11 protein-coding genes are annotated in these 15,962 nt (G+C 39.4%); all 11 read left to right on the top strand.

Annotated features, from left to right (window positions below; genetic code table 11):
* The first annotated feature begins 97 nt into the window (after positions 1–97).
* Complete coding sequence (locus tag K6V30_RS18340) at positions 98–1,489, top strand: hypothetical protein (RefSeq protein WP_139147249.1); 1,392 nt, start codon at positions 98–100, stop codon at positions 1,487–1,489.
* A 22-nt stretch (positions 1,490–1,511) separates the two neighbouring features.
* Entirely contained in the window at positions 1,512–2,519 is a 1,008-nt protein-coding gene (locus K6V30_RS18335) for a glycosyltransferase (protein ID WP_022301104.1), read from the top strand.
* A 57-nt stretch (positions 2,520–2,576) separates the two neighbouring features.
* On the top strand, positions 2,577–3,626 hold the full coding sequence (locus tag K6V30_RS18330; protein ID WP_224207180.1) for a glycosyltransferase family 2 protein: 1,050 nt from the start codon (positions 2,577–2,579) through the stop codon (positions 3,624–3,626).
* A 16-nt stretch (positions 3,627–3,642) separates the two neighbouring features.
* Positions 3,643–4,842, top strand: a complete 1,200-nt coding sequence (locus K6V30_RS18325; protein ID WP_010537731.1) for a polysaccharide pyruvyl transferase family protein — start codon at positions 3,643–3,645, stop codon at positions 4,840–4,842.
* A 64-nt stretch (positions 4,843–4,906) separates the two neighbouring features.
* Positions 4,907–6,040, top strand: a complete 1,134-nt coding sequence (locus tag K6V30_RS18320) for a Coenzyme F420 hydrogenase/dehydrogenase, beta subunit C-terminal domain (RefSeq protein ID WP_010537732.1) — start codon at positions 4,907–4,909, stop codon at positions 6,038–6,040.
* Positions 6,041–6,076: 36 nt separating this feature from the next.
* Positions 6,077–7,000 carry an NAD-dependent epimerase/dehydratase family protein gene (locus K6V30_RS18315; protein WP_055271552.1) on the top strand — a complete coding sequence of 308 codons (924 nt, stop codon included), beginning with the start codon at positions 6,077–6,079 and terminating at the stop codon, positions 6,998–7,000.
* A 64-nt stretch (positions 7,001–7,064) separates the two neighbouring features.
* The gene (locus K6V30_RS18310) at positions 7,065–8,135 is read left to right on the top strand and encodes a glycosyltransferase (protein WP_224207179.1); all 1,071 of its coding nucleotides are present in this window, start codon (positions 7,065–7,067) and stop codon (positions 8,133–8,135) included.
* Between the two features lie 68 nt (positions 8,136–8,203).
* A complete protein-coding gene (locus K6V30_RS18305; protein ID WP_022301100.1) occupies positions 8,204–9,610 on the top strand; it encodes an undecaprenyl-phosphate glucose phosphotransferase in 1,407 nt (468 codons plus the stop codon).
* Positions 9,611–9,746: 136 nt separating this feature from the next.
* On the top strand, positions 9,747–10,547 hold the full coding sequence (locus K6V30_RS18300) for a polysaccharide biosynthesis/export family protein (protein ID WP_055271551.1): 801 nt from the start codon (positions 9,747–9,749) through the stop codon (positions 10,545–10,547).
* 12 nt (positions 10,548–10,559) lie between these two features.
* Positions 10,560–13,001, top strand: coding sequence for a GumC family protein (locus K6V30_RS18295; RefSeq protein WP_055271549.1), 2,442 nt, complete (start codon positions 10,560–10,562; stop codon positions 12,999–13,001).
* A gap of 183 nt (positions 13,002–13,184) precedes the next feature.
* Positions 13,185–15,935 (top strand): SusC/RagA family TonB-linked outer membrane protein, encoded by a 2,751-nt coding sequence (locus K6V30_RS18290; protein ID WP_074759478.1) that lies wholly within the window; start codon positions 13,185–13,187, stop codon positions 15,933–15,935.
* The last annotated feature ends 27 nt before the right edge of the window (positions 15,936–15,962 follow it).

Here is a 15,962-nt window from a genome sequence, read left to right as displayed (position 1 = left end):
TTGCATAGTTATAGAATGCATAGCTTTTCCTGCTCTTGAAAATCTGTTTGGTTGTGTGGTACTACTATATGGGTGGCTATTTATAAGTCGGACAGTATTGAAAGTAGATTTTTTATATCATTATTTTATACCCTTTGTTGCGATTTTCTTTTATGGAATTTGCTTTTTTGCTTTACCATTAGGCGTAACATTGATAGAAGGTAAACCTATAACTTTCCGTTTTAATGTACCCTATATTACGTTTTTCAATTTAATGCTGAATGTGACAACTATTGTATTGGCGTTTCATACTTGTCGACGGATATATAAAGAAGGGTGGCTTTTAGGTATATGGAAAAAACTTGGATATTTTAAAGTTCCTACAGAAGCTCAAATATGGGCTATGGCCGGTGCGGGCATTTTTGCCTTACTATACAATATAACTATTCAAGGGACTGATATGATGGACGCAGAGAATAAAGGTGCTTGGGGACAAATTATGAATCAAATGACTAAGTTTGCAATACTTCCAATCGCTATGCTTTTTCCCAAATATTATGGTCGGAAGAATACCGCGATTCCTCGTACTTCATTGATTGTCTACTTTTCTTTTATCATTTTTTTAGCAATTGTTACTACTAAAAGAACATTGATGTTTACCGGCATAGTCTCATGGGGGCTTATGGCTTTCTTGGTCGTTTTACTTGAAAACAAAAAATTATTTAAGACAAAAACAAATATTCTGATAATTATTGGATTATATTTGGTGACAGGGCCTGTTGCAGACTTGGCTACGGCTATGATATTGAATAGGCAATCAGCTTATTCAAGCAAAGCAGGGGAAACATTTACCAATATTTGGAAGTTGTATTCAGATAAAGAGAAATTGCATAATGCTTATAACATGGCATCTTTGTCTAATTCTGATAATGGAGGAGATAATTTCTATGCTTGGAGTGAATATTATGTAGACAATATTTTATTGGACAGAATATGTAATCTTCGTACTCAAGACTTGACATTGGATTATGCCACTAAATTAGGGTATGACAATTCAAAGATGCACAGATATGCTGAAAATTTCCTCATGTTTCAAATACCTACGCCTATTTTGGATATTTTCGGGTATACAACTAATAAATTTGATAGCAACTACACACCTGGTGATTTACTCTCTACAGAAGGGCTTGGTCTCAAGAATATGTATAAAGGGTTTCGTGTCGCAGGCGATTCAGGTATAGGGCTTTATTGGATGGGATATTCTTATTATATTTTCGCGTTCTTTATATACGTTTTAGTTTTCTACTTTTTTTCTTCATTGGTTTCTACGAAGTTACAATTTATTATTCCTATTCCCATTATAATAGCTTTGTTGAAATATATGACCTATTTTAATAATTCTACAGGCATCTTTAAAAGTTTGAATCTCATACTTAGAAATGGAATGCAGGATATTTTATTGTATGTAATATTGTTTGGTGTAATTCGTTTAATAATTAGACAAAAATAAGTTGTGATAAATGCATTGTAAAATGAAATATGGAATAATACAACCAACATATGCTCTTACAAATAATAGTGGTGTAATGGTACAATGTAAAATGTGGGCAGAGGGATTAAGAAAATTGGGGCATGAGGTCTTGTTAATAAACTTCTGGGATAAAAATGAATGGAAAAGTTTTGATGCGATTATTGTAGTCAGTTTTTCATTGGGATTAAGGATCTTGATTAAGGACTTGTTTAAAAATAACGCCAACTTGGTTATGGCTCCTATTATTGACCCTAGCATACCAGCTTGGCGTTATAAGTTTTATTGTAAGTGGTGGGGAAATCAGAAATATTTAGGATTGACATCTCGTTTTCATGACTTATGGTTGTCTAAAGACTGGTTTAAACTTTGGTTAGTTCGTTCTGAAGAAGAACGTCACTATACTAATTACTGTTTAGAACGTTCACAAAAGATAATTAAAAAAGTTCCATTACATTTTCGTATTCCGCCTATAGAAGAGATGCCGCTTAAAGAAAATTTCTGTTTTCATGCTAGTCGATTGGCTTCAACTAATAAAAATGTTCCTCGTCTTATTGAAGCTGCAAAGAAGTATGGTTTTAATTTGAAATTAGCAGGTTATCTTCACGGAGTATTAGAAAAGAATTGGCTTGAAACTTTAATAGGTGATGCAGAAAATATAGAATATGTTGGTGAAGTATCTGAGAAGGAGTTATGGAATTTATATAAGCATGCTAAAGTTTTTGCTTTGCCGTCACTTCAAGAGGGGGTTGGAATGGTAGCATTAGAAGCAGCAGCATATGGATGTGAAATAGTATTAACTAACTATGGTGCCCCTAAAGAATATTATGGGGGGCGGGCAATATTGGTGAATCCTATGAATGTTGATGAAATAGGTGAAGCTATAATGACTGCAATGAATAGAGGTTATGCTCAACCAGAACTGATGTACTATATGAATGAAAACTATAGTGAAAAGGCCTGCTGTCAATTGCTTGATAAATATATTCAGGAGGCTATATCTTTAAAATAGTCGGAATATACGTCTTATGTGAAGTTTTATGTTAGTTGTAATTTTATTCCAATAAGAATGAACAAACCTTCTATTTCAATAATTGTTCCCTGTTATAATGTTGAAGAATTCCTTAATGAAACCATTGAATGTATTCTAAATCAAACTTACCAGGATTGGGAACTACTACTGGTAAACGATGGTTCTAAAGACTTTACTCCGCAAATATGCGATGAATATGCAAACAAAGATAAACGAATTAAAGTAATTCATAAAGAGAATGGCGGACTTGTGTCAGCACGCAATGCTGGATATGATGCAGCAATAGGTGATTGGCATATGTATTTAGATGGTGATGACTGGATAGACATAAATACTTGTGAGAAATTGATGTTCTATCTTTCTAGGCATACGGATGTGGATATAGTATTTTGGAAATGTATTCAGGAGTTAGGTGATATCTCCATTAAAGGAAAATGGGAATGGATATGTTCGGAGCAAGAGCATATTTACATAGATGATGAGTGCCATGATTTAGCCAGACATACTCTTATCTACAAAAGTGGTATTGCAACAGCTTACTGTAAACTGATACGAGCAGATTATGCGAAAAGGAATGGGATAAGACATAATGATCGTCTGAAACAAGGAGCCGAAGGACTAGAGTTCTCTTTACGTTCATTTTATCATGCAAAGAAAGTTCTTTTTGTTAATGAATATTTTAATCATTATAGATATAATCCTAACTCAATATCTAAGAAGGTTGATGAAAAAAATACTGGATATTTGGTAGATTGCTTTCATGTAATTCAGGAAAATATTGAAACATTTCCAGACAAAAAAGTATTTATCGAACCGTTATACCAAAGAGTGGCTTATGTGGTTATAGCTATAGCAATGAGTACTTACTTCCATCCTGATAATAAGGATTCTGTGTTTAAGAAGATAAACAAGTTTGCAAAGGTTATTAAAGAGAACGATTTATTCTCGACATCTATTGCTAAATGCACTACTACAGGAATGGATAAACAACGTAAATTGACACTAACTTTTATTAGACTACATATATATTATGCTTCCATTTATTGGCTGGTTAAAACAATATTGTCTAAAAAAAGGAAAATATAATTATTGATATATCAGTATGACTAATAAAAAACTAGCTCTTGTCACTTGCTATTTTCAACCCAATTATGGGAGTCAGTTGCAGGCATATGCTACCCAGTTACTATTTGATAAGATGAAAGTAGAAAATGTAACAATCTGCATAGATGGGTTGCAAAGTGAGATTAATAAAGCGAAATATCGTTATTTCTTGAGCAGAATATGGGATATTAATACAGTAAAAGATAAGTGGGCAACGGTGAAAAAAATGACAGCTATCTATACTAAGGGGAAGGAATATCGGGATAGCATGGCTTTACGTAAAGAAATGTTCAAGAGCTTCAGCCAAACTAAGTTCCATATTTCTGAGGTTTACAACTCGAAGCAAGAGCTTGCCAATGCTGCGCACGAATATGCGGCTTTTATAGTAGGCAGTGACCAGTTGTGGTTACCTTCAAATATTGAGGCTAATTACTATACGTTGAATTTTGTTCCTGACAATGTGCCTAAGATAGCTTTAGCTACTAGTTTTGGTATAGCAAGACTTCCTAAACGACAGGCGCAGAAAGCTGCGAAATTTCTGAAGCGGCTGGATTTTTGCTCCGTACGTGAATTAAGCGGACAGAAAATAGTGAAAGAACTTACGGGAAGAGAAATCCCTGTGGTTTGTGATCCGACTATCCTTTTCGCCGCCGAAGAATGGGATGGTATCACAAAGAAGGAACATTTTGTTAAGGAGCCCTATCTGTTTTGTTATTTTCTCGGCAACAATCCAGAGCAGCGGGATTTTGTGAAACGTTTCAAGGAGAAAACTGGTTATAAGATTGTGCAGCTACAGCATTGCGATGAGTATATAAAAAGCGATGTAGGATTTCCAGATTATACTCCCTATAATGTCGGTCCTGCAGAGTTCGTGCAGTTGATTCGGGATGCGGAGTATGTGTTTACAGATTCGTTTCATTCGTCTGTATTTTCTTTGTTGTATGGGAAACGGTTCTTTACTTTCAGGCGGTATAATAATGATGGCATTGTTTCTACAAATGGTCGTTTGTACTCATTGCTTTCGTTGGTAGGATTAGAGGAAAGACTTTTAAAAGCGGATGAAGACGTGGAGAAGTGTATGTTAATGCAGATTGATTATATAAAGATACATAGAAAATTAGAAACATTAAGAGAATTCACCAAACAATATATAAAAGAGGCTTTGTTCCAATCGGGTATAAATTATGATAACTATTAAAGATAAGTGCTCGTGTTGTGGCTGTTCAGCCTGTGCGTCTGTATGTCCGAAGCATTGCATAACCATGTGTGAAGACGATGAAGGTTTTCTTTATCCGGCTGCAGATGAGAATACATGTATAGAGTGTGGATTATGTGAGGTCGTTTGCCCTGTGATTCATGTACAACCAGATGTTGAGAAGGAACAAAGGGCATACTTGGTACAGCATAAAAATGAGCAGGTATTACGTGAAAGTACTTCTGGCGGTGCATTTACGGCTATTGCTAGATGGGTGCTTGATAGAGGAGGTGTTGTTTGTGGTGCAGGTTTCAGCACTGATTTTGAGGTGGTGCATCAGTGGGCTAATTGTTATGAAGATTTGAGAATGTTTCGTAATAGCAAATATGTACAGAGCAGAATAGGTAACACATACAAGGAAGCGAAACAGTTTCTTATGGAAGGAAAGTGTGTTTTATTCAGTGGTACTCCTTGCCAGTTGGAGGGATTGTTTTCTTTTTTGAGAAAGCCATATGAGAATTTGGTTACGGTAGACGTAGTCTGTCATGCTTGTCCATCTCCATTAGTTTATCGAAAATATTTGGAAGCACAAAAAAAGAAAATAGGATCTGAATTTACGAATATATTGTTTAGAGATAAATATTATGGATATAAATATTCAACTATGTCTATTATTGGATGTAATGATTCTATAGAGTATCATGAGGGAATTGATACAGATATTATGATGCGTGCTTTTTTTGCTAACATGAGTGTTCGTCCTAGTTGTTATCAATGTGCATTTAAAAAACGTTATCGTAATACAGATTTTACAATATGGGATTGTTTCGATGTTGACAAGTTCAGTAAGGAATTGGATAATGACAAAGGGGTAACTCGTATCTTAGCTCATTCAGATTTAGCCAATATTATATTGAAAGAATCCAGTTCTCAGTTGAAAGTACTGGAAATAAATTCAAACAAGGCTGTAGAAGGAGTGAAAGAAATGTTTCATTCCGTTAGCATGAATCCTAAACGTGAAGCCTTTTTTGTCGATTTAAATCTGCTGGATGCAGAAGTTTGTTTCCATAAATATTTTCCTGTAACCTTACGACATCGTTTGGAAAAGCAAGCTCGCCTGTGGACTGCTCGCTTGGGATTGTATAAATATATAAAAAAAATATTCAAAGCGATTAATGGGAATCGGGAAATTAAAAGATAGCTACAGCAAAGACTTGGAGAATAAAAATACAATTTTATGAATATATTATTTATCGGGGGAGCAGGTTTTATAGGATCTAGTTTGGTGAAGCGTTTTATTTCTGATGAAAAGCATTCAGTATTTATTTTGGAACCAGAGTTTGCTGATATATCAAGACTTAAAGATTATAATTTGACAGTCTTTAGAAGTTCTTTGAGCAATATAAATGAAGTGAAGAATATTCTTTTGACCAATAAGATAGAAGTGGTGGTGCATTTAGTGTCAACATTGATTCCCGGCAGTACCTATGATGACTATATCGGTGAATTTAAGAATGTTATATTTCCTTCTATTAAACTGATGGAATTCTGTGCTAATGAAGACATTAAGTTTGTCTATTTTTCCTCGGGAGGGACAATTTATGGTAACAGAACAACATTTCAACCATTTGTAGAAACAGATAGCATGGAACCAATATCCTATTATGGATGGTCAAAGCAAATGATGGAAAATAGTATTTTGTTTAAGAATAGAACTCAGAAGCTAAAATTTCTCATTGTGAGACCTTCCAATCCTTATGGTCATGGGCAAAATCTGTATGGAAAACAAGGATTAGTAGCAGTGGCTATAGGTAAAATTATAGAAAATAAACCTGTAGAAGTGTGGGGAGATGGTTCTGCCATTCGTGACTATATCTATATAGAAGATCTCGCTAATATCTTTTATCAACTGATAAATAAGGATGTTTGTAATGAAACAATCAATTTGGGAAGTGGGAGAGGGTTTTCTGTGAATGATGTACTTGCTTTTTTGAAAATCATTTCAAAGGCAGATTTTAAAATTGAGTATAAAAATGCGCGTCCTGTAGATGTTTCCAATATGGTTCTTGATATAGAAAAAATGAAACAGTTTGTAGATGTGACTTTGACGCCAATGTTGGATGGTATTTCTTCATTCTATCATGAATCAATAAAGATATAATACTATGTTAAGGATAGCTGTAATAGCCGGTGTATTGCACTCGGGCGGTAAACGTAATCTAATAATGGAATACTATCGTCATATAGATCGTACAAAAGTGCAATATGATTTTATCTGCGATTCAGATTCAAATGGTATTCCCGAAGAAGAAATCAAAGCTTTGGGTGGGAGAGTATATAAGGTGGCACCATATAAGAATCTTATTACACATTTGAAGGATACATATAAGATTCTGAAGGAGAATAAGTATGAAGTGATGCATGCTTTTGATAATACGCTCAATATATTTCCTATGTTTTTGGGTAGAATAGCCGGAGTTAAAGTGAGGATATCCGAAAGTATATCGAAAGGTGATAAAAATGAAAAGAAAACACTCATAAAGTATGCCTTACGTCCTTTTTCTCATTGGTTTGCAAATTGTTATATGGCTAATTCTATAGATTGTGGCATTTGGCAATTTGGTAAGAAGACTTATGATAAAGGAGAGGTAAGTATATTTAAGACAGTGATTAATGCAGATACTAATGCTTTTGATGACAAACTTAGAGAAAGTACCCGAAAGAAGTTTGGCTGGGAAAATAAAGTGATATATGGGTTTATTGGTAGATATGTTCCACAGAAAAATCCATTATTCCTAATAGATATTTTCAATGAAATTACAAAAAAACAGGAAAATGCAACTCTGGTAATGATCGGATTTGGAGAGTTGGAGAATGAAATGCATGATCGGATTCAGAGTTATGGGATTACTGACAGAGTTATGAATTTAGGGCGCAGGGATGATATAAACCAGTTTTATAATGCTTTTGATACTTTCTTATTGCCCAGTTTATATGAAGGAATGCCTGTTGTAGGGATAGAGGCACAATGTGCAGGACTTCCTATTTTTTTTTCTAAGAATATCACTGAGGAGACAACGGCATCCGAACTTGCACATTACATTGGATTAGAAGAATCTCCGGTTATATGGGCTGATAAAATAGTTAAAGTGGTTGAAGATTATATGCCTAAACGCAGGAGTTACGCAGCTGAAGTGAAGATAAATGGTTTTGACTCTAAGAGTGAAGCATTAAGAATGCAGAGTTTCTATTTAGCTCAAATAAATTCAGTGGATGGATATGAACGGAATTCCTAAACGTTTACTGTCTAATATGCAGGTGTAAAATCTAAAATATCATTAGTCAATATATAAATGAATAATTTATGCAGGAAGTCCAACGTTTTAATAAAGTCCTAAAATTCATTGTCCTTTTAGGAGATGTTCTTTTATTGAACTTGCTGTTGTGGGGATTTGAACTAATTTTTGGAAACCGGTTCTATTCAGGAGTTTCTTCTTCCCTTTATCAGGGAATGGTGCTGTTGAGTTTATGCTATTTGGTATGTAATATTCAGTCTGGAGTAATTTTGCATCATCCGGTAGTTCGTCCGGAGCAGATCATGATCCGTGTGCTTCGCAACATGGTTCCTTTTGTTTTGTTTTCCATTTGCTTTTTGTCACTTTTTCATTTTGAATTTTTCCGTTCACGGTTATTTGGATTGTATTATGTAGCTTTGCTGGTCATCTTAATTTGCTACCGTCTTGCCTTTCGTTATTTCTTGGAGCTTTATCGTGAAAAAGGGGGAAATGTCCGTATGGTTGTACTCGTCGGCAGTCACGAGAATATGCAGGAACTTTATCATTCAATGACGGACGATCCTACTTCCGGTTATCGTGTGATGGGATATTTTGAAGATTCTCCTTCCGGCTGCTATCCGGAAGAAGTTGCATATTTGGGGCAGCCGAAAGAAGCAGTTGAATATCTGGAACAAAATGCAGGCAAGATAGCACAACTCTATTGCAGTCTCCCTTCCGTGCGAAGTGCGGAGATTGTTCCGCTCATTAATTATTGCGAGAACCACTTGGTACGTTTTTTTAGTGTGCCCAACGTTCGTAACTATTTGAAACGGAGGATGTATTTTGAATTGCTGGGCAATGTTCCCGTGTTATCTATCCGCCGCGAACCATTGGAACTTCGTGAGAATCGTGTTTTAAAACGCATCTTTGATATCATATCCTCATCGGTATTTCTGTGTACTATTTTTCCTTTAGTTTATATAATCGTAGGGATAGCTATCAAACTTAGCTCGCCGGGCCCCATCTTCTTTAAACAAAAACGCAGCGGCGAAGACGGACGTGAGTTCTGGTGCTATAAATTCCGTTCTATGAAGGTGAATGCGCAGTGTGATATTCTTCAGGCTACAGCAAATGATCCTCGTAAAACACGTATTGGCGAGTTTATCCGTAAGACGAGCATTGATGAACTGCCTCAGTTTATCAATGTCCTGAAAGGAGATATGTCCGTTGTCGGTCCTCGTCCTCATATGCTGAAGCATACAGAAGAATACGCACAGGTGATTAATAAATTCATGGTCCGTCATTTTGTGAAACCCGGAATTACCGGTTGGGCACAAGTGACCGGATATCGCGGCGAGACAAAAGAACTTTGGCAGATGGAAGGTCGTGTGAGTCGTGACATATGGTATATTGAACATTGGACATTTATGCTTGACCTGTATATAATCTATAAAACCGTATATAATGCTGTCCACGGAGAAAAGGAAGCGTATTAAGAAATAGAGATGCATGAAAATCTGCAGACAGATGATAGTACATGAATATCTGCAGATTAATGATGCATGAAAGCTTGTTGACAAAATAATCTAAACAACAAAAAATAAAAGAATAGATATCTAATTCATCACAGTTATGAGAATATTGAGTAAATTGATTTTTGTAGTGTTACTGCCTTTTCTGTTCACGGCCTGCCAGTCCTACAAGAAAGTACCTTATTTGCAGGATACAGAAGTAATAAATCAAACAGAGCAGAAAGAAAAACTGTACGATGCAAAGATCATGCCTAAAGATCTGTTGACCATCGTAGTATCCTGTACAAGTCCGGAACTGGCAGCACCTTTTAATCTGACAGTTGCCAGTCCGACGAATTTGTCAGTAGCCAATACCTTGGCTACTACACAACCCGTGTTGCAAACCTATCTGGTAGATAATGAAGGAAAAATCTCTTTCCCTGTGCTGGGAGAACTGAAACTCGGTGGATTGACCAAGAAACAGGCAGAACAAATGATTGTAGATAAGTTAAAACCTTATATGAAAGAGGCGCCTATCGTAACGGTGCGTATGGTCAACTATAAGATTTCGGTGATAGGAGAGGTAACCCGTCCGGGTACTTTTACTATTTCTAATGAGAAAGTAAACTTGCTGGAGGCGCTTGCTATGGCAGGGGATATGACGGTATATGGCTTACGCGATAACGTGAAGCTGATTCGTGAAGATGCTACCGGTAAGCAGGAAATTATTACTCTCGACTTGAATAAGTCGGAAACCATTCTTTCTCCATATTATTGGCTGCAACAGAATGATGTCGTATATGTAACTCCCAACAAAGCAAAAGCCCGTAACTCGGATATCGGTAACAGCACAAGCCTGTGGTTCTCCGCTACCTCCATTCTGGTGTCTTTAGCCAGCTTATTATTTAACATCTTAAAATAACGTTTTGAAATAATGAAAGAAGAATTTGCAAACGAAAGACAACGTGAAGCTGATGACGAGAAGATAGATATTCAGGAAGTGCTTTTCAAATATATCATCCATTGGCCTTGGTTTGTCGGTGCAGTTTTAGTTTGCCTTATCGGTGCATGGATATACTTGCGTATGGCTACTCCTGTCTATAATATATCGGCTACGGTCCTGATCAAAGATGATAAAAAAGGAGGGAATACAGGAGGCATGGCAGGACTGGAAGAACTGGGGTTAAGCGGCTTGATCAGCTCTTCTCAAAACATAGACAATGAGTTGGAAGTCTTGCGTTCGAAGACATTGGTGAAGGAAGTTGTCAATCAGCTGAACCTGTATGTGTCATATACAGACGAAGACGAGTTCCCTTCCAAGAATATGTATAAGACTTCTCCTATTATCGTTAGCCTGACTCCACAAGAAGCAGAGAAGTTGAGCGATCCGATGATTGTTGAAATGTTATTGTATCCGCAAGGCAGTCTGGACGTAGGGGTGACGATTGGTGATAAAGAATACCAGAAACATTTTGAGAAACTTCCTGCTGTCTTTCCGATGGACGAAGGTACCCTGGCATTCTTCCAGTCACCGGACTCACTGATGGCGAATAAAGATACAACGGAAGAGTCTTCAGCTCAGAATGTCCGTCGTATCACGGCAAAAATCAATTCGCCGATGAAGGTGGCTCGGGTATATTGTGAGAATCTGACTATTGAGCCGACCTCTAAAACTACTTCAGTGGCTGTAATATCTCTGAAGAACTCCAGCCTGCAACGCGGACAGGATTTCATCAACCAACTGCTGGAAATGTACAACCGCAATACGAATAACGATAAAAACGAGATTGCCCAGAAGACAGCAGAATTCATTGACGAACGTATTGATATTATCTCGAAGGAGCTTGGAAATACGGAAGCGAATCTGGAGAACTTCAAGCGTAATGCCGGTATAACCGACCTGACCAGTGAGGCTCAAATAGCCTTGACCGGTAATGCGGAATATGAAAAGAAGAGGGTGGAAAACCGGACACAAATCAGTCTGCTGGAGGATTTGCGGAAATATATAAGAGGGAATGAATACGAAGTATTACCAAGTAACGTCGGTTTACAGGATGCTGCATTAGTAGCAACGATTGAACGATATAATGAAATGTTGGTTGAGCGGAAACGTTTATTGCGTACTTCGACAGAAAATAATCCGGCTATTGTAAATTTGGATACGAGTATCCGTGCTATGAAATCGAATGTTCAGGCTACTCTTGATGGTACATTGCAGGGGATGTTGATTACAAAAGCCGATCTTGATCGTGAAGCAAATCGTTTTTCTCGTCGTATTAGTGATGCTCCGGGACAAGAAAGGCAGTTTGTGAGTATTGCCCGTCAACAAGAAATTAAGGCCGGACTATATTTGATGCTTTTGCAGAAGCGTGAAGAAAATGCAATAGCACTGGCAGCTACCGCAAACAATGCGAAGATCATTGATGAAGCTATTGCTGACGACATCCCTGTATCTCCGAAACGGAAAATAATTTATCTGATTGCTTTAGTACTGGGCGTTGGCATCCCCGTAGGCATTATCTACCTGATTGGTCTGACCAAGTTCAAGCTCGAAGGACGGGCAGATGTTGAAAAGCTGACCACCGTTCCTATCGTCGGCGATATTCCGTTGACAGACGAAAAGAACGAGAAGGATGGTTCTATTGCCGTATTTGAGAATCAGAACAATCTGATGAGCGAGACCTTCCGAAATATCCGTACCAATCTTCAGTTTATGCTGCAGAATGACAAGAAAGTAATACTGGTTACTTCTACGGTCAGTGGAGAAGGAAAATCGTTTATTTCAGCGAATCTGGCGATCAGTCTTTCTCTCTTAGGGAAGAAAGTAGTCATTGTGGGACTTGATATTCGTAAACCGGGACTGAATAAGGTCTTCCGCCTTTCGACGAAGGAGAAAGGTATTACTTTATACCTGGCAAATCCGGATACAGACCTGATGAGTCTGGTACAGCCTTCAGATGTCAATAAGAATCTGTCCATCCTTCCGGGTGGAACGGTTCCTCCTAATCCGACGGAATTGCTGGCTCGTGACGGACTGGACAAAGCCATTGAAATACTGAAGAAGAATTTTGACTATGTGATCTTGGATACTGCACCTGTAGGTATGGTTACCGATACCTTACTGATCGGACGTGTAGCAGATTTGTCTGTCTACGTTTGCCGTGCCGACTATACTCACAAGGTAGAGTACACGCTGATCAACGAACTTGCCGAAGAAAAGAAACTGCCTAATATCTGTACCGTTATCAACGGCGTAGACTTGAAACGCAGAAAGTATGGCTATTATTATGGCTACGGTAAGTATGGCAAATACTATGGATATGGTAAACGCTATGGCTACGGTTATGGCTACGGTCAGGAAAATAATAAATCATAGAAATACTGATAAATCATAGGAACACTTGTCAATCATATCAGCATGATAAGCCGTATTTGATTGACAAGCTACAGGAGTACCATAAAATCGTACTGCCCTATACAAAGAAGAAAAGCGAGTGTCTGCACAACCAGATACTCGCTTTTTTTGTTATATTTGTATTATCCCTTAAAAAAACTGATAATTATGGAACACAGCAGACTTACTATTTGGAGCCTTTTTTTTCTGGTAGCTTCATGCGGAAGTGTATTTGCTCAGAGAAAACCAGTTCTTCCTCCTCCCGTAGACTCCCTGATAACGGTAGGCTATGCCACCGGAAGTATGAAAACGATCTCCGGATCGGTGGAGAAAATCACGGAGACACAGATGAATAAAGACCAGATCACGAACCCGCTGGAGGCTATTCGCGGACGGGTTCCGGGATTGACCATTCAGCGTGGAACCAATGGCCCTGCAGCTCTCGACGCAGTCCGCCTGCGTGGTACCACTTCATTGACCAGCGGGAACGACCCGTTAATTATCGTCGATGGAGTATTCGGAGATTTGAGCATGCTTGCCTCCATTTACCCTACGGATATCGAGAGTTTTACCATCCTCAAGGATGCTTCCGAAACATCACAGTACGGATCGCGGGGGGCCTCCGGTGTCATCGAAATCACTACGAAGAAAGGGATGAGCGGTAAGACGCAAGTGAGCTACAACGGTATCTTCGGAATATCCACCGTCTACAAGAACCTGAATATGCTGTCGGCAAATGACTTCCGGAGAGTCGCTTCCGAACGGGGCATCTCTATTCTCGACAAAGGCAACAGTACCAACTTCCAGAAAGAAATTGAGCAAACAGGATTGCAGCAGAACCATCACATCGCCTTCTATGGCGGTTCCAATGAATCCAGCTACCGTGTATCCCTCGGTTTCATGGATCGTCAGGGAGTCATTCTGAATGAAGACATGAAGAACTTCACTTCCAATATGAACATGACTCAAAAGATGTTTGACGGTTTTCTGAACTGCGAACTGGGTATGTTCGGCTCTATCCAGAAGAACCACAATCTGGTAGACCTTCAGAAAACGTTCTATTCTGCCGCTACTTTCAATCCCACCTATCCCAACCACAAAGACCCTGTGACCGGTTCGTGGGACGGAATCACCACCGCCAGCCAGATTACCAATCCGCTGGCATGGATGGAAGTGCAGGATCATGACGCCACTTCCCATATCAGCACCCATGCCCGTCTGACCTTTAACTTGATGGACGAACTCAAGTTGGTACTCTTCGGTGCCTATACCTATAATATAGTCGAAAATTCACAGTACCTGCCCACTTCCGTCTGGGCGCATGGACAAGCATATAAAGGCACAAAAAAGATGGAGTCTCTCTTGGGCAACATGATGCTGACCTACAAGAAAGGCTGGAAGAAACATTTCTTCGACGCCCTCGCACTGGCGGAACTTCAGAAGGAGACTTATACAGGATTCTATACCACAGTCACTAACTTCAACACGGATAAATTCGGCTACAACAACCTGCAAGCCGGTGCTCTCCGTCTTTGGGAAGGCACCAACTCATATTACGAACAGCCGCATCTGGCTTCCTTCATGGGACGCTTCAACTACACCTATGCCGACCGTTACAGCCTGACAGTGAACGCCCGTACCGACGCCTCCTCCAAATTCGGCGCCAACCACAAATGGGGCTTCTTTCCGTCAGTTTCCGCCGCTTGGGTGATCAGTGAAGAAAAGTTCATGAAGCGTCTTCCCATCATTGATAATCTGAAATTCCGTATAGGTTACGGTCTGGCAGGAAATCAAAGCGGAATCGACTCATACACTACGCTGAGTCTTGTTAAACCGAACGGTGTGATTCCTGTAGGAAATTCGGCAGCCGTATCCTTAGGCGACCTGCGCAACACAAACCCCGATCTGAAATGGGAAGTGAAACATACCTTCAATACAGGTATCGACCTGGCTATGTTCGGCAACCGCCTGCTGCTCTCCGCCAATTATTACAACTCCAAGACGACGGACATGCTTTACCTCTACAACGTCAGTGTCCCGCCTTTCACCTACAATACGCTGCTGGCTAATATCGGCTCCATGCGCAACAGCGGTCTGGAAATAGCCATCGGTATCACTCCGCTGAAAACGCAGGACATGGAACTGAACATTAATGCCAACATCACCTTCCAGCAAAACAAACTGCTCTCTCTGAGCGGTATGTACAACGGAGAAATGATTTCCGCTCCCCAGTATAAGAGCCTCGCCAGCCTCGACGGAGCCGGATTTCATGGCGGCTACAATCATATCGTCTACCAAGTGGTGGGACAGCCGCTAGGTGTCTTCTACCTGCCTCATTCCAATGGACTCGTTTCCGACGGAAACGGCGGCTACACCTATGATATTGCCGATCTGAATGGCGGTGGTGTCAGTCTGGAAGATGGCGAAGACCGCTATGTAGCGGGACAGGCCGTGCCCAAGACAATTCTCGGATCGAACATCAGTTTCCGTTATAAGCGCTTCGACCTTTCAGTACAGATTAATGGCGCTTTCGGACATAAAATATACAACGGAACCTCCCTGACCTATATGAACATGAATATATTCCCCGATTACAACGTGATGGAGGAGGCTCCGCAACGGAATATCAAAGACCAGACTGCTACCGACTATTGGTTGGAGAACGGGGCGTATGTAAACTTCGACTACGTGACACTCGGCTGGAACGTGCCGATAGAGAAAGTGCAGAAACTGAAGAAATACGTCCGCTCGCTGCGACTGGCGTTTACGGTCAACAACCTGGCGACGATTTCCGGCTATTCGGGTCTTTCGCCCATGATCAACAGCTCAACGGTCAATTCCACTTTGGGGCTGGATGATAAACGGGGATATCCATTGGCGAGAACCTATATGCTGGGATTGAGTATTAATTTCTAACGACGTCAGAACAACGTACAAACTTTT

Source organism: Bacteroides faecis, assembly GCF_020091505.1.
Classification (GTDB): domain Bacteria; phylum Bacteroidota; class Bacteroidia; order Bacteroidales; family Bacteroidaceae; genus Bacteroides; species Bacteroides faecis.
The sequence above is the reverse complement of the archived record's forward strand: the minus strand, read 5'-3'. Positions and strand labels throughout refer to the sequence as shown.